The sequence below is a fragment of the Flavobacterium kayseriense genome, assembly GCF_014305095.1.
GTDB classification, from domain to species: Bacteria; Bacteroidota; Bacteroidia; order Flavobacteriales; family Flavobacteriaceae; genus Flavobacterium; species Flavobacterium kayseriense.
In genome coordinates this window covers 452,776-472,850 of record NZ_JACRUI010000004.1, presented here as the reverse complement: position 1 = coordinate 472,850, position 20,075 = coordinate 452,776, and the positions used below count along the sequence as shown (strand labels likewise).

Sequence of the window (20,075 nt, the reverse complement as noted above, 5' to 3'; positions counted from 1 at the left end):
AAATTGGTAGACACGCTGGACTTAAAATCCAGTGAACAGCAATGTTCGTGCGGGTTCAAGTCCCGCTCTGAGTACAATAAAAAACCGTAAACGTTTAGACGTTTGCGGTTTTTTTGTTTATCGCCCTTAAATTAAACCCTATATAGAGTATTCTAACTTGGAATCAGGTTCGAAATTTGAGGATCACTTAAAAGAGATTAGATAATTCAAACAAGAGCAAATCGATTTTTATAACGTCTCTAAATCTTATTCTGAGTGCTTCAAATTTATTAATTGTAAATGTGTTTTTGGTACTGGTCCGTATTTATTTCATGTGAATGCAAGTTGTATTTGATTAATTTTATATTGTTTGATAATACAATGTTTTTAAATAATTGTTAAATCAAAGAATAACTTGGTTATTCTTGATGTTGTTTGAAATGATTTTCTGCTTTAATGTGTATTTTTGTAGTCTAAAATAAATTTTAAGATGAAAAAACTAGTTTTTCTTTTGACTATTGTTATTATGTCAAATTTACAAGCACAAGAGCGACCTAAATTGGTTGTGGGTATTGTTGTTGATCAAATGAAAATGGAATATTTATATCGATTTTCAAATGATTTTTCAAATGATGGGTTTAAAAGATTAATGGGTAGCGGGTATACGTTTCAAAATATGCATTACAACTATATGCCAACTTACACAGCGCCTGGTCATGCTTCGATTTATACAGGAACTACGCCTTCAGTACATGGTATTGTAAGTAATGAATGGTTTAGTAGAAAATTAGGAAAAGAGATGTATTGCACAGATGATGCTGATGTTATTACTATTGGTGACGGTACTAAAGAGGAAGGAGAAATGTCTCCTAAAAATCTGTTATCAACTACTATAACCGATGAATTGCGAATGGGTACTAATTTTCAAGGGAAGGTGATAGGTATAAGTTTAAAAGATCGTGGTGCAATTCTACCTGCTGGTCATTTTGCTAATTGGGCTTTTTGGTATAGTAAAACGGGTTCTTTTATTTCGAGTTCGTTTTATGGTCAAAAACTACCTGAATGGGTGCAGAAATTTAATGATGAAAAGCACTACATGCCATATATCAATAAAGGTTGGGATTTATTCAAGCCAAAAAGTACATATAATGAGAGCTTAGAAGATAATAATCCTTATGAAGGTAAATTATATGGAAGTAAAGCACCTATTTTTCCTTATGATCTAAAAGATATGTATGATAAAAATGATGCAGGTGTTATACGATCAACTCCTTTTGGAAATAATCTATTAGCAGAGTTTGCTATGAAGGCTATCGAAAAGGAAGAGTTAGGGAAAGATAATATTACTGATTTTTTGGCAGTTAGTTTTTCATCAACTGATTATGTAGGTCATTCAATGGGACCAAGATCTATGGAGCTTCAAGATACCTACTTGAGATTGGACCAAACAATATCTGAATTTTTGAACTACTTAGATAAAACAGTTGGTAAAGATAATTATCTATTGTTTTTGACTGCAGATCATGCTGGAGCAGAAAATGTTTCTTACTTGAAAGATAATAAGTACAATGTAAATAGTATTAATCCAAAAGATATTAGAGCTAACTTGAAGGATTATAGTATGAAAACGTTTGGTGCTGATGTGGTATTAAATTACTCTAGTTTTAATCTCTTTTTTAATAGAGAGGTGATCAAAGCTAAAAATCTTGATTTGGCTGTGGTGAAAGCTAGTTTTAAGTCTTATTTGATGACTCAAGATTATGTAAAAAGAGTATATACCGAGGAAGAAGTATTGAATTCTACAGGAAATGATTATTTCTTGAATTTTATAGCCAAAGGATACGATGTTACTCAAAATGGAGATTTAATTATTTTAGATAAACCAGGTTTTATCGAATATCAAGGTACAGGTACTTCACACGGTACAACTTACACTTATGACACGCATGTTCCTGCTATTTTTTACGGATGGCATATTAAAAAAGGAGAGTCTTATGCTAAAAAGGCCATTACTGAGATAGCGCCAACGATTGCTCAGAAAATTAAAGTTTCTTTTCCAAACGGCACAGAAGCTCAAGTATTAGAAGAAATCTTAAAAGATTAATTATTTTCAGTAAACAAAAAAGGTGTATTTTTTAAATACACCTTTTTTATTATTTATACCGTAGCGGTTGCGGGTAGTGGAATTTGATTTTTAAGCAAGTCTTCAAAAGTTTCGTGTGCTCTAATTAAATGTCCTTCTCCATTCATCCACAATACTTCTGCTGGTTTATATCTTGAATTGTAGTTAGAAGCCATAGAATAGCAATAGGCTCCTGCGTTTCTAAAACTTAAAATATCTCCTTCTTTTATTTCTTGAATTCTTCTGTTATTTGCAAATGTATCTGTTTCACATATATAACCTACAACCGAATAAAAACGTTCTTTTCCTTTAGGGTTTGAGATGTTATCAATATGGTGTTGAGAACCGTATAACATTGGACGGATTAAGTGATTAAAACCACTATCTACGCCTGCAAATACAGTTGAAGTTGTTTGTTTTATTACATTTACCTTCACCAAGAATGATCCTGCTTCGCTTACCAAAAATTTACCTGGTTCGAATATTAAGGTCAAGTCTTTACCGTACTCTACGCAGAATGCGTTGAATCGTTTTGATAGTTTCTTACCTAACTCTTCGATATCTGTTTCGATATCATCTTTTTTGTAAGGTACTTTGAATCCGCTTCCGAAGTCTAGGAATTCTAAGTTTTTAAAATTTCTTGCTGCATCAAATAAAATTTCTGCTGCATACAAGAATACTTCAATATCAAGAATGTCAGATCCTGTGTGCATGTGGATACCAACGATGTTCATTTTAGTATTTTCAACGATACGAACAAGGTGCGGTAGTTGGTGAATAGATATTCCAAACTTACTATCGATATGTCCTACAGATATGTTGGTGTTTCCACCAGCCATAACGTGTGGATTGATACGTATACATACGGGAACATGTGGGTGTTTTGTACCAAATTGTTCTAGTATAGAAAGGTTATCGATATTGATTTGAACTCCCATTGCGTGTACCTCCTCAATTTCTTCTAGAGATACGCCATTCGGTGTATAAAATATTTTTTCTGGATCATATCCTGCATGTAGTCCCAATTGTACTTCTTGAATGGATACGGTATCTAACCCTGAACCCATTTCTTTAAGCAATTGTAGGATTGCCACATTTGATAATGCTTTCATAGCGTAATTGATACGCAACTTCTCTACCTTAGAAAATGCTTTGGTTAATCGGTTGTATTGCGATTGTATTTTTTCGGCATCATAAACATATAATGGACTGCCAAATTGTTCTGCTAGTTGTAGAAGGTCTTTTGATTGCATTGTTATTATTTTTTGACAAATTTATTACACTTTAGTTGTTCTCACAAGCAAAAGCATGATTTCTAACAAAATGTAACAATAAGTTACAAATTAAACATTAGGTTGGGTTTTAATTCTTTTTATTGGGTGAGGGATGGCAGCGGATAGCCCACAGTCCCGTTTTTTAGGGACGAGGACTTGCAGCGAACAGCCCGACCATGCAAGAACGATAGTGGCTGCATGGGAACCCCCAAAAACAAAAATGACTGTCTACTTGTAAAGTTAAACAGTCATCATTGCTACTTATTTTTATCTAAAGAGTTGGTAAGTCACCTGTGCCTTTAGTTGGTAGGTTAGTCGACCCCATTAGAAATAGATCTACTTCGCGGGCCGCTTCTCTTCCTTCGGATATTGCCCAAACAATTAACGACTGTCCTCTTCTCATATCACCAGCGGTAAATATATGCGGAACATTAGTTTGGTAATTTGTTGCTTTATAATTACTTCTTGTATCAAGATTTAAGCCTAATTGGTCACTTAATGTTTTTTCTGGTCCAGTAAAACCAAGTGCTAACAAGGCAAGATCGCAAGGCCAAATTTTTTCGGATCCTTCTTTTTCTACTAATTCAGGTCGGTTTCCTGCGGTCATTTTCCAAGCTACTTCTACCGTTTTCAGGCCTATTAACTCTCCGTTTTCGTTGGCGATAAACTCTTTTGTGTTGATGAGCCAGTTTCGTTCGCAACCTTCTTCGTGCGATGAAGATGTTTTAAGTTGCAATGGCCAGTAGGGCCAAGGTGTGCTTTCGCTTCGTCCTACAGGGGGCTTAGGCATTATTTCAAAATTAGTAACAGATTTTGCACCATGACGATTTGAAGTTCCGATACAATCAGATCCAGTGTCACCACCTCCAATAACGATTACGTCTTTTCCTGTAGCTTTTATTTGATCTGTGATAGTTTCGCCATATAAAACTTTAGTTTGCTGGCTCAAGAAATCCATTGCTTGTACTACGCCTTTAGTTTCGATTCCTTTTGTAGGTAAGCTTCTTCTCTCGGTAGAGCCACCGCATAATACCACGGAGTCAAATTGATTTAGTTGTTCAATGGAGTAATTTACTCCTACATTCACATTGGTTTTGAAAATGATTCCTTCGGCTTCTAGTATAGCTACACGTCTATCTATAATTCCTTTTTCTAACTTAAAATTCGGAATTCCGTAGCGTAATAAACCACCTATTGCATTGTCTCTTTCAAAAACGGTAACGGTATGTCCCGCTCGGTTAAGTTGTTGTGCAGCTGCTAATCCGGCTGGTCCAGAACCAATTACTGCGACTGTTTTACCTGTACGTTGCACGGGAGGCTGTGGTTTAATCCATCCCTCAGCAAAACCTCTTTCGATAATATTTTTTTCAATATTTTCGATAGCTACAGGTTCTTTTATGATACCAAGTACACATGATTTCTCGCAGGGTGCAGGGCATAAGCGACCGGTGAACTCGGGAAAGTTATTGGTAGATTGCAAAATGGCTAATGCATTCTCCCATTCCTCCTGATGTACCATATCGTTAAAATCGGGTATTAAATTCCCCAAAGGACATGAGCTGTGGCAAAACGGGATTCCGCAATCCATACATCTCGATCCCTGTTCTTTAATTTCGTCTTTTGCTAAAGGAATGGTAAACTCATTATAGTTTGAAACCCTTTCCTGAACTGCTATATTATCTTCGTTTATTCTATCGTATTCTTTAAATCCACCTATCTTTCCCATGACTATGCTATTAGTTCTTCAATTTTCTTTTCGTCTGCTAATCGTTGCAATGCGATTTTATAATCTCTTGGCATTACCTTGATAAAATGTTTTTGTTGGTTTTCCCAATCTTCCAAAATGCGTTTTGCTAATGGACTGCTGGTGTACAAAGAATGATTTTTGATCAATCTTCTTAGATGTACGATGTCTTCTCTTTCTAGTGTTTCTAAAGCCACCATTTCCATGTTACATAATCCATTTTCGAATTGTTTCTTTTCGTCAAAAACATAAGCAATACCTCCGCTCATTCCAGCTGCAAAGTTTCGTCCTGTTTTTCCAAGAACAACCACAGTTCCGCCAGTCATGTACTCACATCCGTGATCTCCAATTCCTTCAACAACTGCTGTTGCACCAGAGTTACGTACACAAAAACGCTCTCCAGCAATTCCGTTAATGTATGCCTCACCTGTAATGGCGCCATACAATGCGACGTTACCAATGATAATATTATCTTCAGGTTTAAAAGTGGCAGTTGGTGGCACTTTGATAATTAGTTTTCCTCCTGATAATCCTTTACCTAAATAGTCATTGCAGTTACCATGAATTTTGAATGATAAACCATTAGTGGCAAAAGCACCAAAACTTTGACCTGCTGAACCTTCAAAATCAACTAAAATAGTGTCTTCTGGTAAACCTTGTGCCCCATAAATTTTAGAGATCTCGTTACTTAAAATAGCACCTACAGATCGATCTGTATTTTTAATTTTAAAAGTAACTCTTGTTTTCTCTTTTCTGTAGATTGACGGAATCGCTTCCTTGATAATTTGGAAGTCAAGAACATTTTCTAATCCATGATCTTGTTTAGTTGTATTGTGATTAGGTACTGTTTTAGCTTTTTCAGGTTTGTATAAGATAGTTGACAAATCTAAACCGCTAGCTTTATAGTGCTTAATCGCTTTATTAACATTCAGTTTTTGTGATTGTCCTACCATTTCTTTCAATGTTCTAAATCCTAACGAAGCCATGATTTCTCTTAGTTCTTCGGCAATGAAATACATGAAGTTAATAATGTGCTCCGGTGTTCCTTTGAAATTTTTTCGTAATTCAGGGTCTTGAGTTGCAATACCTACTGGGCAGGTGTTTAAATGACAAGCGCGCATCATGATACAACCCGAAGCAACTAGTGGTGCTGTTGCGAAACCAAATTCTTCCGCACCAAGTAAGGCAGCAATGGCAACGTCACGACCTGTTTTTAACTGACCATCACATTCTAAAACAACGCGACTTCGTAAATCATTTAATATTAAGGTTTGTTGTGCTTCTGCAAGGCCTAGTTCCCAAGGAATACCTGTGTGTTGTAAAGAGGTTAACGGCGCAGCACCTGTACCTCCATCAAAACCAGATATTAAAATCACATCAGCTTTTGCTTTTGCAACTCCAGCGGCAATTGTTCCTACACCAACTTCTGAAACTAATTTTACGTTTACTCGAGCTTCGCGATTCGCATTTTTCAGGTCGAATATCAGTTGCGATAAATCTTCAATAGAATAAATATCGTGGTGTGGCGGTGGCGAAATTAAACCAACATATGGTGTTGAGTTTCGTACCTCGGCAATCCATGGTACTACTTTTTCTCCTGGTAGTTGTCCTCCTTCACCTGGCTTAGCGCCTTGTGCCATTTTTATTTGAATTTCTTTTGCGCTGGTCAAATAGTTGATCGAAACACCAAAACGTCCAGAAGCCACTTGTTTGATAGCACTATTTTTAGAGTCTCCATTAACTTCTTTTTGGAAACGTTTTGGATCTTCTCCTCCTTCGCCAGAGTTGCTTTTTCCACCAATTCTGTTCATTGCAATCGCAAGATTTTCGTGAGCTTCTTGGCTGATTGATCCATAAGACATGGCGCCGGTTTTGAACTTTTTTACGATTTCTGTCCACGGTTCTACTTCATCAATTGAAATGGGATCTAAGTTATTAAACTCAAAAAGCCCTCTAATTGTCATCAATTTTTCACTTTGGTCATTGACCATATTAGAGTATTCCTTGTAGCTCTCAGGACTGTTCAAGCGTACTGCTTGCTGTAACTTAGCAATAGTAGTTGGATTGAACATGTGTTTTTCGCCTGTTCGTCTCCACCTGTAAATCCCTCCAATTTCTAGTGATAATAAGCTAGCTACTTTAGAATTTGGAAATGCTTTTTGATACCTTTTTTTGATTTCTTTTTCAATCTCAGTCAAACCAATCCCTTCAATACGAGAGGGAGTGTATGGGAAATATTTAGTTGAAAAAGTTTTATTTAATCCTAAAATTTCGAAGATCTGTGCTGCACGATAGGAGTGTAGTGTCGAGATTCCAATTTTATTCATGATTTTTAAAATACCTTTCGCTATTGCTTTGTTGTAGTTCGCAATGGCATAGTCAGGATCAATATTAGTGATGTGTCCTGAGGCAACTTGTTCTCTAATTATTTCGTTAACTAAGTAAGGGTTTATAGCGCTTGCTCCGTATCCAAAAAGTAAAGCGAAGTGATGTGGCTCGCGGGGTTCAGCAGATTCAATTATGATTCCGAATTTAGATCGTACTTTTAAAATATTTAAGGAGTGGTGAACGTAGGAGCACGCTAATAACATTGGTATTGGTGCCATACTTTCGCTAACACCTCTGTCTGAAAGTATAATAATATTGTATCCTTCTGAAACTGCTTTAAACGTTGCTTGAACACACTTTTCTAGTGCTCTCTCTAATCCATTTACTCCTTTGTCTATTTTGTAAAGTGTTGATATCGTTGCTGCTTTAAAGTCAGGATGGTCAATATTACGTATTTTATCTAAATCTTCTTTAGAGATTACCGGATTTTGAATCTTAAGTTTTTTACATTGCTTTGATTCAATTTCGAAAATGTTAAAATCGCCACCAATTGCAAGACTAATATCAGTGATTATTTCTTCACGAATTCCATCTAGCGGTGGGTTTGTTACTTGAGCAAACAATTGCTTGAAGTAGTTGTAAAGTAGTTGTGGTTGATCTGATAGGATAGCTAACGGAGTATCATTACCCATTGAGCTAATTGCTTCAGCACCTTTAGAACTCATAGGAGTAATGATCGTTTTTAGATCTTCGATGGTATAACCAAATAGGCGTAATCTTGTTTCGTAATCAAGGTTTTCAGTTGGTGTAGTATTATTGGTGTACGGAATTTTAGCTAATTGTAGTAAGTTATCATTCAACCATTGTCTATAAGGACGTTTTGTAACGATGGCATTTTTTATTTCATCATCTTCAATAATACGGCCTTCATTCATGTCAACAAGGAACATTTTTCCAGGCTCCAAACGACCGTGCTGAATTACATCTACTGGATCTACATCAAGTACACCTATCTCTGAGGACATAATTACAAATCCGCTTTTAGTTAATGTGTATCGTGAAGGGCGTAAACCATTTCTGTCTAATAATGCCCCAATTACGTTTCCATCTGTAAAAGGAATAGAAGCGGGTCCATCCCATGGTTCCATAATACATGAATTGAACTCATAAAACGCTTTTTTGTCATCTGACATGGTTTGGTGTTTTTCCCAAGCTTCAGGAACAACCATCATCATGGCTTCCGGTAAAGACCTCCCTGTCATTAATAGTAGTTCGATAACCATATCCATAGATGCTGAATCTGATTTTCCTTCTAAAATAATTGGGAAAAGTTTTTTTATATCGTCACCAAATATGTCGCTTTGCATTAGTTCTTCACGAGCACGCATTCTACTAATGTTTCCACGTAAGGTATTGATCTCTCCATTGTGGCACATGTATCGAAATGGCTGTGCTAGTTCCCAAGAAGGAAAGGTGTTGGTAGAAAAACGTTGGTGTACAAGCGCTAGTCTTGTAACCAAGTCAGTATCGGTCAAGTCGGTATAATACCTACTGATGTCCTCAGGCATTAATAGTCCTTTATATATTATGGTTGTTGTAGAGAGACTTGAGAAATAGAATCTATGACTTTCTGATATTTTTGAATTGATAATTGCGTGTTCCCCTATTTTTCGGGCCGCAAATAATTTGGCATTAAATTGCTGCTCTGTCAACTCTAAACCATTCTTTCCTATAAAAACTTGCTTAACTGTGGGCTCTTTTTCAGCGGCTATTTGTCCCAAGTTAGAGACATCAACAGGTACATCTCTCCAACCTAGAACCTTCAGATTTTGGTCGTTTACTGCTTTTTCAAAACTAAGGATACAAAAGTCTGTTTGGTTCTTTTTCTTTGGCATAAAAACCATCCCTACGGCATACTCTCGAACTTCGGGAATTTCGAAATCACATACTTTTTTAAAGAAGTCATGAGGAATGTCAAAAAGTATTCCTGCACCGTCTCCCGTTCGTCCGTCTGCACTTACGGCACCACGATGCTCTAATTTTATTAAAATATCTAAAGCTTTGTGAATTATGTCATTTGATTTAATCCCGTTTAAATTACAAATGAATCCTGCGCCACAATTATCATGTTCAAATTCTGGCAAATAAAGGCCTTGTTCTTCAACTTTCATGCTAATAATTTTTTTATACAAAAATAGAGATTTCGATACGTATAATGCATGAAAAAGTCGTTAAACCAAATATTTTTACGGTAAAAGTATATTTTTACCTAATAAATGATAATAATACTGCATGTGGGTCTGTCTATTATTATATTCCTATTCTAGCCATTTTATGGTGTGTGAGTAAAGATTATAAAATGTTATAAATATCAAGTTTACAACGTTTTCGCTATTTTTTATTCTAATCTCCTTATTAAATGTTAAATGTACTACCAACGATTTTACCGCGATTAGTTTTATTGTTTAAATTTTAGAATTTTAATTAGATAAAACATTTCTCTGTTTAGATGAATTTTGTTATTTTTGTCCCACTTATATTCTGAAATAACTTCAGGATTCAGACAAATTCTATATTATGAACATACACGAATATCAAGGAAAAGAGATTTTAGCTAGCTACGGAGTTCGCATTCAACGTGGAATCGTTGCTAATAATGCGGTTGAAGCTGTTGCTGCTGCAAAACAATTAACTACTGAAACGGGAACGAGTTGGTATGTTGTAAAAGCCCAAGTACACGCAGGTGGACGTGGAAAAGGTGGTGGAGTTAAACTTGCCAAAAACTTACAACAAGTAGAGGAGATTTCTGAGCAAATAATAGGTATGCAACTAGTTACTCCTCAAACTTCAGCAGAGGGTAAAAAAGTACGTAAAGTTTTGATCGCTGAGGATGTTTATTATCCAGGTGAATCTGAAACTTCTGAGTTTTATGTTTCTGTTTTATTGAATAGAGCAAGTGGTCGTAATATGATTATGTATTCTACTGAAGGTGGAATGGATATCGAAGAAGTTGCTGAGCACACTCCTGAATTAATTTTCACGGAGGAGATCGATCCTTCGGTTGGTCTACAAGGTTTTCAAGCAAGAAGAATTGCTTTTAACTTAGGCCTTTCTGGAAATGCTTTTAAAGAAATGGTGAAATTTATCGATTCTTTATACAATGCTTACGTAGGTTCTGATGCTTCAATGTTTGAAATTAACCCAGTATTAAAGACATCAGATAATAAAATTTTAGCAGTTGATGCTAAAGTTAACATTGACGATAACGCATTATACAGACAAAAGGCCTACGCCGAAATGCGTGATGTTCTTGAAGAAAACCCAATTGAAGTTGAAGCTAAAGAAGTAGGATTAAACTACGTAGATCTAGACGGAACAGTAGGTTGTATGGTTAACGGAGCTGGTTTAGCGATGGCAACTATGGATTTAATTAAGTATGCTGGTTTTGAGCCTGCTAACTTTCTAGACGTAGGAGGAACTGCTGATGCAAAACGTGTTGAAACTGCATTTCGTATTATCTTAAAAGATCCTAACGTAAAAGCAATTTTGATCAATATCTTTGGGGGAATCGTTCGTTGTGATCGTGTTGCTCAAGGAGTTGTTGATGCTTACAAAAACATGGGTGATGCTATTAAAGTACCAATTATTGTTCGTTTACAAGGTACTAACGCAGCAATTGCAAAAGAATTAATTGATAATTCTGGAATGCCAATTTTATCTGCAGTTGAATTTCAAGAAGCAGCTGACCAAGTAAAAGCAGCACTTTCTTAATTTAAGAAATAGTTATATAGTAAAAAATCCTGAGTGTAAGCTCAGGATTTTTTTATGTATTGATGTGAAATAAAGTTCGTTGATTAGAAGGAGTGATTTACTAATTACCTAGTTGCTCAAGTAGATCAGACTCATAGATTGTAAAACCCTTTTTACTTTTTTGTGCTACTGTAAAAAGAGCCTTTGCAACGGTATCGCCATGAATGGGTTTGTATTTTTTTAAACTCCCAATAAGTAAAAATGAAAATATTTTCATTACAACAGCTCCGACTTGTTCTCCAAATCTAAATTCTTTACGATCACCTAATAAAAGGGAAGGCTGAACAATAGAAACACTATCGAAACTCGAATTTTTAAGAAATGACTGAATTTCACCTTTAGTTTTTAGATAAAAGTTACCTGATTTTTCATCGGCTCCAAGTGAAGATATAAGCAAAAATTGCTTTATACCATTTTCTAAAGCTATAGTGGCAAATTGTTTTGGATATTGATAGTCTACTTTTCTAAACGCTTCTTTGCTTCCTGCCTTTTTAATGGTTGTTCCTATTGTACAAAAGAAGTCATCACCTTGCACGAGATTAGCATAAGATTCTGGTTTATCAAAGTCAATTATTTCTAAAACCAACTTTGGGTGTTTGAGCTGCATTTCTCTTTTGCTAAACGCAATCACTTTCTCATAATCACTGCTTTCAAGTAGTAGTTTAAGCAGCTTGCTGCCAATTAAGCCCGTACCTCCTATGATTAAAGCAGTTTTCATAATCGTTTTATTATTTGTTTTTGCCAAAATTAAATTTGACTTTTTCTACCACCTGAACTTTATTATTTCCTTTTGGAAATTGTTTTTTCGAAGGTTTCTTTGTGGCCGACTTAGATTTAGTAGGAGCTTCGTCGCCTCTAGATTTTTCTGCGTCTCTTGGTTTAGCCTTAAATTCTGGTCTTTCTTTTGCTCCGTCTTTAGCTGGAATTTGTGCTTTATGCTTCGCTAGAACGTCTTTTGGGTTCTTAGGGTTTTCCTTTGTTCCACGCAAATGAATAACTAATCCGTTAAGGAAGTTACGTAAAACTTGGTCACCACATTCCATGTAATTTTCGTGTTTCTCGTCACGGAAGAAAGCACCTAATTCTGATTTGGTAATTCTAAAGTCTACTAACTCTAAAATTTCAACTATTTGGTCATCACGTAACATTAGCGCTACACGAAGTTTTTTAAAGATATCGTTATTTGTCATCGATTTATTTTTTACAAAGGTACGTTTTTAATATAATTTAGAACTTATTAATTTATTGTACTTCATATAGTCTTGATCCAGTCCCATCTAGTTCAGAGTATATGATCTTACCTTCTATTATTGTAACTCCTTCGGCTATATCTTTCGCTAATAGTAGAGCCCCATCCATATCTACATAGTCTAAAATAGGTAATAGGTGTGCTATTGCCGAAATTCCTATTGTCGACTCCGTCATGCAACCTACCATTGTTTTTAACCCAAGTTGCCTAGCTTGTTCAATCATTCTTTTAGCAGGTGTAATTCCACCGCATTTCATTAATTTCACATTAACACCATGAAAGTGCTTGTAACATTTAAGAATGTCGGTTTCTGTAATACAGCTTTCGTCTGCTATTATTGGTAATACTGATTTTTTAAAAAGTTCTGAATGTCCATCCCAGTCCTCTGCTGCTAGTGGTTGCTCTAAAAATTCAACGCCTAACTTTTTTAGTACTACAGCATTTTGTAAAGACTCGCTGACTGACCAACCGCAATTCGCATCAATGCGGAATATGGCGTTGGTGTGTTTTCTTAATTCCGTAACAATAGCGATGTCGTCAGAAGTGCCTAGTTTTATTTTATAGATTGGCCACGGCTTTTGTTTCATCTTAATTACCATTTTTGCGATCGTATCTATTCCAATAGTGTAATCAGTCAGGGGATTATTGGTTATAGTGTAATTCCACATTTGAAATAATTTTTGCTTTTTCTTCCGTGCATATAAATCAGTATAGGCAACATCTAAAGCACAAAGGGCAAATAAATTGTCTTTGAGATGCATATGCATTTGCTTCCAATAAATCTCTGGGGTACGGTCAGAATCACGTTCTATTATTGGTCTAATTTTTTCTAAGTCGCTTATTATTGTGTTAACACTTACATTGTAGTACGGATTTGAAGTTGCCTCTCCATACCCTGATATTCCTTCGCTTTTTAATTCTATAATTACGGTAGGTTGAGTATTTATTGATTTTCTTGAAATACTAAAGGTATGTTGAAGTTGTAAGTCGAATGTCCTGATAATTAGTTCCATTTTTTTGCTGCTAAATTTTAAAATTTGAGCCATTGGATAGCTTTAACGAAACCATCACGCCATAGTTTTTCATTGTGTTGACCTCCTTTAACAATTCTCTTTTCATTGAGATTTAGGCAGTAGCATCTTTTTGAATTGATTACTGTTTCCATTTTGTTTAAATCGGCAACCATATCTGCACTTTCATTGTCACCACAAATGAAATAGATTTTACTTTTGATTTTTTTTTGTCTCTGAGTATAGGAATAGATTTCGTCAGAGAACCAAAAGGAGGGAGAGAATACGCCCGCTTTCCCAAATACTTTAGGGTATTTTAAAGTCGCATAAAAGGATAGTAAGCCACCGAGGGAACTTCCCATGATTAATGTATTTTTTGCAGTATTCTTAGTTCTGTAGGTGGAATCAATTTTAGGTTTTAATGTATTCACTATAAAGTCTAGATAATCGTTTGCTTTTCCTCCTCCATATTTATCGTTTTTAAAAGGGGTAAGTTCGTCCATTCTCTTGTCATTGCCATGCTCGATGCCTACTACAATAACTTGTGCTTGTAAACTATCAAGCTTTTCATCTACATTCCATTCTCCAGAATAAGAGGTTTTAGGATCAAATAAATTTTGGGCGTCATGCATGTAGATTACGCTATATTTTTTATTGGATGTAGAATAGCTTTCTGGAAGGTAAAGCCATATTTTTTTTTCGGTGTTTAGCTGTGGCGCTTTTATAGTAAAAGTGCTGACTTGTTTACTTACCTCTTGTTTTTGTGCAAAAATGTTAAAACTCAATAAAAAAAATAGCAAAAAAAGGATTTTTTGTTTTATCATGAGTAGTTTTTGTGATTTCGTTTATAAAAGGATATTTTAGCTAAAAATAATAATTACATGGATATGGAAGAAGAAAAAAAGAATTTACTTTTAGATATGATTGCGTTTTCAACTGTAGATGGAGAGTTGCATAAAAAAGAGTACGACTTTCTGTTTTTAGTTGCAAATGTTCTAGATATTGAGAAAGGTGGTTTTAATGATTTATTTCATCAAGAAGCACCAAAAAATATAATACAATCTGAATTTAAAAGAATCCAACATTTTTATAGGTTAGCACTTTTGATGAATTGTGATGGCGTCTTGCATGAAAAAGAAATTACAACTATTTATCAAATATCATTATCGATGGGATTAAATCCTAATGCTACTAAGCGCGTTTTACAAAAAATGAAAAAGTCTCCAAATACGATCATTGAACCAGGAGAATTATTGCAAATTTTTAAGGAGCAACAAAATTAAGTAAGCTGTTCCTGTAATTTTTTTATATCATCTCGTAATTTTGCTGCCTGCATAAAGTCTAATTCCTTTGCTGCTTTTTTCATTGATTTTCGCTTTTCGCGGATAATTTTCTCTAGTTCAGGTTTAGACATGTATTGTGTTTCCGGCTCTGCAGCAGCATCCATAGTAAGGCCCAATTCGTACTCAACCAAAGGATTCTTAATAAAAGCACTTTCAATTTTTTTATTTAGTGCTTGAGGTGTTTGGTTGTTTTCTGTATTAAAATTGATTTGCTTCGTACGGCGATATTCTGTTTCATCTATGGTTTTCTGCATGCTTGCTGTTATTTTATCGCCATACATAATTGCTTTTCCATTGATGTTTCTCGCCGCTCTACCAATAGTTTGTGTTAAAGAACGGTGACTTCTAAGGAAACCTTCTTTATCTGCATCTAAAATTGCTACCAGAGAAACTTCGGGTAAATCTAAACCTTCACGGAGTAAGTTGACTCCAATCAGTACGTCAAAAATTCCTTTTCTTAAATCTTGCATGATTTCGATGCGCTCCAAAGTATCCACATCCGAGTGTATATAGCGGCATCTAATATTTACTTTGGTTAGGTATTTAGCTAGTTCTTCGGCCATTCTTTTAGTAAGTGTTGTCACTAAAACGCGCTCGTCAAGTTCACATCGTACTTGAATTTCTTCGATTAAATCATCAATTTGGTTTAGGCTTGGTCGAATTTCAATCACAGGATCTAATAATCCGGTTGGACGAATTACCTGCTCTACTACAACGCCTTCTGTTTTTTGTAATTCATAGTCTGCAGGCGTTGCTGATACATAAATTACTTGATTTTGCATTGCCTCAAACTCTTCAAACTTTAATGGTCTGTTATCCATTGCAGCCGGTAGTCTAAATCCGTATTCTACTAAATTTTCTTTGCGGCTTCTATCGCCACCGTACATAGCATGTACTTGTGAAAGGGTTACGTGGCTTTCATCTACAACCATCAAATAATCCTTTGGAAAATAATCTAAAAGACAAAAGGGTCTTGTTCCAGCCAATCTACCATCTAGATAACGAGAGTAGTTTTCGATGCCAGAACAATATCCTAGTTCACGGATCATTTCTAAATCAAAATTAGTTCGCTCCTCTAGTCTTTTCGCTTCAAGGTGTTTTCCTATTTCTTTAAAATAATCTACTTGCTTAACTAAGTCCTGCTGAATTTCCCATATGGCACCTTGTAAAACATCAGGGGATGTTACAAACATGTTAGCTGGATAAATAGTTAGTTTTTCGAACTTTTCGATTACTTGAGAAGTTTTAACATCAAAAGATTCAATTTCTTCAATTTCATCACCAAAAAAGTGTATTCTAAAAGCATCATCGGCATAGCTAGGATACACCTCGACGGTATCTCCTTTAATTCGAAAGTTACCAGGTGTGAAGTCAGCTTCCGTGCGAGAGTACAAGCTTTGCACTAAGCTATGTAACAATTTAGTTCTTGAAATAGTTTGGTCTCTCTCTATTGCAATTACGTTTTTTTGAAATTCAACCGGATTACCTATACCATATAAACAAGATACAGATGCGACTACTAAAATATCACGACGGCCAGAGAGTAGGGAAGAGGTTGTGCTTAAGCGCATTTTTTCTAGTTCTTCATTGATGGATAAATCTTTTTCAATGAAAACTCCTGTTACGGGCATAAATGCTTCGGGCTGGTAATAATCGTAGTAGGATACAAAATACTCAACAGCATTATTAGGGAAAAATTGCTTGAATTCTGAATATAATTGTGCCGCTAATGTTTTATTATGCGCTAAAACTAGTGTTGGTCTTTGTACCTCTTGAATTACATTGGCAACTGTAAATGTCTTACCAGATCCTGTTACACCTAAAAGGGTTTGGAACTGATCTCCATCGATAATTCCTTGCGTTAATTTTTCGATAGCTTGTGGCTGATCTCCTTTAGGTTGGTAATCTGATACTACTTGAAAATTCATGTTTTGAGAGGCATTTTTAGACCTACAAAGTTACGAAGTTTATTGGCATTAATAGAGGAAAGTAAAGATCAAAAAAAACCATTCTAGTTAACGAATGGTTTTTAGTTATTGTAGTGTTTACTTGATTCTTAGCTTTTCTTACTAGAATCAATCTAAGAAAATTGACTATTTTTCTGTGTTTTTCAATAATTGTTCTAAGTGCTCTCCCCAGATTTTAGGGTTGGAATGGGTACCATGTCCCGAAGTCTTATCAGTTATTGGGAGTAAAATGAAGCTTCCGTTTGTAACATTTTTAATTTCTTTTTCCATAATGCCTAACTCAGGAGGATTTACTTGGTCATCTGCCGAATTAATAGCAACTAATGGTGCTTTTATTTTACTAAGAAAAGGTTGTGGATTGTAATCCCTACTAGAATCAAATGCGTAGATTAAATCATTTGCATCTAAAATAGAAGAGTATCTGCTTAAAGTTTTTTCCATCATGGCTTCAGCTGTTTCTCTAGTAGGGGCATTTATTTGCCATTGTAAAGGGCTGCTTACCATGAACATTAGTGACAGTATTGCTCCTGTCATTCCTTCTTTAGGTTGTTCAATGTAGTTACCGCCCTTCCATTCAGAATCCATCTCAATTAATTTGATTGCCATTTTTCTTTGAATACGATTTCTACCTGCAATTTCTACCGGTAAGCTAGCTAGCGGCATTAAAGCATCCATGAAGTCTGGATATGTATAACCCCAAACCCAAGTATGCATTCCACCCATTGATGTTCCCATTACTAAACGAAGGTGATCTATTTTTAAATGTTCAGTTAGAAGCTTATAGTTAGCTAAAACCATGTCATCATAATTGTATTTAGGGAACTTCATTCTCATACCATCACTAGGTTTTGATGACTTACCGTGTCCAATGTCATCGGTTAAGATAATAAAGTATTTAGTGGCATCTAAAAGTTGCCCTTTTCCAAACAGATTTCCGCCAAATTGGTCACTTAAAAAAGCAGCCCCTGTTCCTGTGGTACCATGCATTATTAAAACAGCATTATTAACTTGCCCATTTTTGTCCTTAGTTATTTTTCCTATGGTTGTATAATGTAGCTTGAGTTCTTCTAAATTTTCACCACTTCTAAAGTTGAAATTTTTAATAGTGTAGTCACCCTCCAAAGGTTTTGGGAAAGCCATTTGCGCATCAGTAGTTTGAATACAAAAAATAATTAGTAGGAGTAGAAACAATAATTTATTTACTTTCATTTTCAGGATCGTTTAATTTTTTATAAAAATAAGGATTATCTATCTTGATTTTGAAAGTATAGCTGTTAAATGTAATGACGAAGTTTCATTACAACAAAAATAGTTAGAGCGATCAGGAGTCTTTATTTTTTTTCCTACTTTATTTGGCACGGAAGGTGAAAGTCATTTATCATAATATGAAGTGATAATGAAAAACCATTCGAGTTAACGGATGGTTCTTAAATTTTTATAGCTAAAACGTGAAAGTATAATATTTTTTAAAATAAGTCTAAATATTAAAGAGGGGAATTTTAAAACTTCCATTCCTTTTGTTGTTTTTCGCTTAAAAATGTCCAAGCTACTATTCTGCTTATTTTTTGGCCTTGTGCCATGTCTATAGTTTTAATAGTAGCTGCATTTACTTTATTTAGGGTCTTGTAGATACTAGTTAAGTGTGATTGCTTAGAAACTAGAGTTGTGAACCAGAAACATTGAAGTGGGTACTTTGCACTCTCGAATATCATTTGGGTGATAAAACCTAATTCGCCACCTTCACACCATAATTCGGCATTGTGACCTCCAAAATTTAAGATAGGTTTGTTGGTTTTTTTACTTTCTAGATTGGATATTTTTCTAATTGTTCCTTTTGTCGCTTCATCAAGTGATTTATGAAATGGAGGATTGCAAATGGTAAAAGTAAATCGATCTTCTGGAGTTATAATGTTTTTGAATATAAAACGCGATTCTGTTTGTTGTTGTAAACTGATAACCTCTGCTAATTGTGGATTATTTTCAATTATTGAACTACAATTTTCTATAGCTTTTTCGTCAATATCAGTTCCTAAAAAGTGCCAACCATATGTTGCATGTCCTATGATAGGATAAATACAGTTTGCTCCGATCCCTATGTCTAGACCATTAATCGTTTCACCTTGAGGGACAACACCATTGTTGTTACTACCTAATAAATCAGCAATATAATGGATATAATCTGCTCGTCCAGGAATAGGAGGGCAAAGGTAAAATTCTGGAATATCCCAATTTTTGATTCCATAGTAACTTGTTAGTAATGCTTTGTTTAAAGCTTTAACAGCGTTAGGGTCGCTAAAATCAATAGTTTCGATAGCATGTTCGTTAATTAAAACAAATGGTTTTAATTCAGGAGAATTCGTTATTAAAAACTCAAAATCATACCTTGATCTATGCTGATTTCTTGAGTGTAAATTCGTTTTTTCTGTGAGCTGCTTCGACATCATTTTTTGCTGTTTCTTGACATTTTAGGTCTTTCTTTGTCAAAATCTGGTGCAAGTTATGTAAAAAGAATGCTTTACTCTATTTATTGTAGGGTAGTTTTTATTTTTTTTATTAATCAAAGCACTCCATGATTAACAAATCTCCGGCCTCATGTTCAATTACAACCATTCCGTCACTGATGACATGATTACTGCTTCCCGTTCGATAGCCAATTGTGAGTGTGTCATTCTGTAAAGGATAAAATAAATTTTGAGAATGAATTCCAGTAACTTCACCTATTGGTATTAATGAAATTGGTGTTTTAGCAGTGTACCATTTTTCGAACTTTTTTGGTAATAAAAAAACTTTTGAATGGTCATCTAAAATAACAATTTTTAATTTGTCGCGATATTGGGCTATGTTCGTCAGATTCGTAATAGTGTGATCGGTACGTTTTCCTGTTGCCCAAACCACATTAACAGCAGGGATTTTACGTTCGTATAAATAGTCAAACGCTTTCTCAAGATCTGTTTTGTTTTGGTCGGGAGTATGAACTACTTCTAACGGATATTGTTTTTCTTTATAGTAGTTTGGATCAAAATCCCTATCGAAGTCTCCAAGTAAAACGTCGACTTTGATGTCTAATTTCATGACACGTTCCATGGCTGAATCGAGAACAATAACCAATGGAGACCACTCTAACAATTGTCCTAACAGTTCTGTATTACAAGAGGAACCGTTAGCAATTATTAAAGCTGGTTCTTGATCGTCGCGAACAATATGGTGTGAAGACAAAGTAGTTAATTTAGATTATTGAGTACAAATATA

General features: G+C 35.1%; 14 protein-coding genes. 3 read left to right on the top strand and 11 right to left on the bottom strand.

What is annotated here, in order from left to right; all coding sequences use genetic code 11:
* Positions 1-469 precede the first annotated feature (469 nt).
* Positions 470-2,083, top strand: coding sequence for an alkaline phosphatase PafA (pafA, locus tag H8R22_RS13310; RefSeq protein WP_187010876.1), 1,614 nt, complete (start codon positions 470-472; stop codon positions 2,081-2,083).
* Positions 2,084-2,136: 53 nt separating this feature from the next.
* Here pafA and lysA read toward each other — a convergent pair whose 3' ends face one another.
* The 3 genes from lysA to gltB all read right to left on the bottom strand — a co-directional run bounded on the left by lysA (position 2,137) and on the right by gltB (position 9,618).
* Positions 2,137-3,354, bottom strand: coding sequence for a diaminopimelate decarboxylase (lysA, locus tag H8R22_RS13305; RefSeq protein ID WP_187010875.1), 1,218 nt, complete (start codon positions 3,352-3,354; stop codon positions 2,137-2,139).
* A 292-nt stretch (positions 3,355-3,646) separates the two neighbouring features.
* Entirely contained in the window at positions 3,647-5,101 is a 1,455-nt protein-coding gene (locus H8R22_RS13300) for a glutamate synthase subunit beta (RefSeq protein WP_187010874.1), read from the bottom strand.
* A gap of 2 nt (positions 5,102-5,103) precedes the next feature.
* On the bottom strand, positions 5,104-9,618 hold the full coding sequence (gltB, locus tag H8R22_RS13295; protein WP_187010873.1) for a glutamate synthase large subunit: 4,515 nt from the start codon (positions 9,616-9,618) through the stop codon (positions 5,104-5,106).
* Positions 9,619-10,024: 406 nt separating this feature from the next.
* On the opposite strand from gltB, the gene sucC reads away from it, so the two are divergent.
* Complete coding sequence (gene sucC / locus H8R22_RS13290) at positions 10,025-11,218, top strand: ADP-forming succinate--CoA ligase subunit beta (RefSeq protein ID WP_187010872.1); 1,194 nt, start codon at positions 10,025-10,027, stop codon at positions 11,216-11,218.
* A gap of 100 nt (positions 11,219-11,318) precedes the next feature.
* On the opposite strand, the gene H8R22_RS13285 is transcribed toward sucC, so the two are convergent.
* Genes H8R22_RS13285 through H8R22_RS13270 form a run of 4 tightly spaced genes read right to left on the bottom strand, consistent with a single transcriptional unit; the run spans position 11,319 to position 14,340 of the window.
* Positions 11,319-11,975 carry an NAD(P)H-binding protein gene (locus H8R22_RS13285; RefSeq protein ID WP_187010871.1) on the bottom strand — a complete coding sequence of 219 codons (657 nt, stop codon included), beginning with the start codon at positions 11,973-11,975 and terminating at the stop codon, positions 11,319-11,321.
* A gap of 10 nt (positions 11,976-11,985) precedes the next feature.
* Entirely contained in the window at positions 11,986-12,447 is a 462-nt protein-coding gene (locus H8R22_RS13280; RefSeq protein ID WP_187010870.1) for a DUF1456 family protein, read from the bottom strand.
* A 52-nt stretch (positions 12,448-12,499) separates the two neighbouring features.
* On the bottom strand, positions 12,500-13,519 hold the full coding sequence (locus H8R22_RS13275) for a dipeptide epimerase (RefSeq protein ID WP_187010869.1): 1,020 nt from the start codon (positions 13,517-13,519) through the stop codon (positions 12,500-12,502).
* Positions 13,520-13,536: 17 nt separating this feature from the next.
* Positions 13,537-14,340, bottom strand: coding sequence for an alpha/beta hydrolase (locus tag H8R22_RS13270; RefSeq protein ID WP_187010868.1), 804 nt, complete (start codon positions 14,338-14,340; stop codon positions 13,537-13,539).
* A 63-nt stretch (positions 14,341-14,403) separates the two neighbouring features.
* Here H8R22_RS13270 and H8R22_RS13265 point away from each other — a divergent pair, with 63 nt between their 5' ends.
* Positions 14,404-14,799: an excinuclease ABC subunit B gene (locus H8R22_RS13265; RefSeq protein WP_317171765.1), complete on the top strand. Its 396-nt coding sequence runs from the start codon at positions 14,404-14,406 to the stop codon at positions 14,797-14,799.
* Here H8R22_RS13265 and uvrB read toward each other — a convergent pair.
* The 4 genes from uvrB to H8R22_RS13245 all read right to left on the bottom strand — a co-directional run bounded on the left by uvrB (position 14,796) and on the right by H8R22_RS13245 (position 20,042).
* Positions 14,796-16,787, bottom strand: coding sequence for an excinuclease ABC subunit UvrB (gene uvrB / locus H8R22_RS13260; protein WP_187010866.1), 1,992 nt, complete (start codon positions 16,785-16,787; stop codon positions 14,796-14,798). The two genes, H8R22_RS13265 and uvrB, sit on opposite strands and share 4 nt — an antisense overlap.
* A 165-nt stretch (positions 16,788-16,952) precedes the next feature.
* Positions 16,953-18,035, bottom strand: a complete 1,083-nt coding sequence (locus tag H8R22_RS13255) for an alpha/beta fold hydrolase (RefSeq protein ID WP_187010865.1) — start codon at positions 18,033-18,035, stop codon at positions 16,953-16,955.
* 290 nt (positions 18,036-18,325) lie between these two features.
* Positions 18,326-19,270: a 23S rRNA (adenine(1618)-N(6))-methyltransferase RlmF gene (gene rlmF / locus H8R22_RS13250; protein ID WP_187010864.1), complete on the bottom strand. Its 945-nt coding sequence runs from the start codon at positions 19,268-19,270 to the stop codon at positions 18,326-18,328.
* A gap of 109 nt (positions 19,271-19,379) precedes the next feature.
* Entirely contained in the window at positions 19,380-20,042 is a 663-nt protein-coding gene (locus H8R22_RS13245) for a thiamine diphosphokinase (RefSeq protein ID WP_187010863.1), read from the bottom strand.
* Between the last annotated feature and the right edge of the window lie 33 nt (positions 20,043-20,075).

Bases quoted from the DNA above. Each gene is read 5' to 3' on its own strand.
- H8R22_RS13265 (WP_317171765.1), top strand. From the start codon at position 14,404: ATGGAAGAAGAAAAAAAGAATTTACTTTTAGATATGATTGCGTTTTCA.
- gltB (WP_187010873.1), bottom strand. From the start codon at position 9,618: ATGAAAGTTGAAGAACAAGGCCTTTATTTGCCAGAATTTGAACATGAT.
- rlmF (WP_187010864.1), bottom strand. From the start codon at position 19,270: ATGATGTCGAAGCAGCTCACAGAAAAAACGAATTTACACTCAAGAAAT.
- pafA (WP_187010876.1), top strand. From the start codon at position 470: ATGAAAAAACTAGTTTTTCTTTTGACTATTGTTATTATGTCAAATTTA.
- H8R22_RS13270 (WP_187010868.1), bottom strand. From the start codon at position 14,340: ATGATAAAACAAAAAATCCTTTTTTTGCTATTTTTTTTATTGAGTTTT.
- H8R22_RS13280 (WP_187010870.1), bottom strand. From the start codon at position 12,447: ATGACAAATAACGATATCTTTAAAAAACTTCGTGTAGCGCTAATGTTA.
- lysA (WP_187010875.1), bottom strand. From the start codon at position 3,354: ATGCAATCAAAAGACCTTCTACAACTAGCAGAACAATTTGGCAGTCCA.
- H8R22_RS13255 (WP_187010865.1), bottom strand. From the start codon at position 18,035: ATGAAAGTAAATAAATTATTGTTTCTACTCCTACTAATTATTTTTTGT.
- sucC (WP_187010872.1), top strand. From the start codon at position 10,025: ATGAACATACACGAATATCAAGGAAAAGAGATTTTAGCTAGCTACGGA.
- uvrB (WP_187010866.1), bottom strand. From the start codon at position 16,787: ATGAATTTTCAAGTAGTATCAGATTACCAACCTAAAGGAGATCAGCCA.
- H8R22_RS13300 (WP_187010874.1), bottom strand. From the start codon at position 5,101: ATGGGAAAGATAGGTGGATTTAAAGAATACGATAGAATAAACGAAGAT.
- H8R22_RS13275 (WP_187010869.1), bottom strand. From the start codon at position 13,519: ATGGAACTAATTATCAGGACATTCGACTTACAACTTCAACATACCTTT.
- H8R22_RS13285 (WP_187010871.1), bottom strand. From the start codon at position 11,975: ATGAAAACTGCTTTAATCATAGGAGGTACGGGCTTAATTGGCAGCAAG.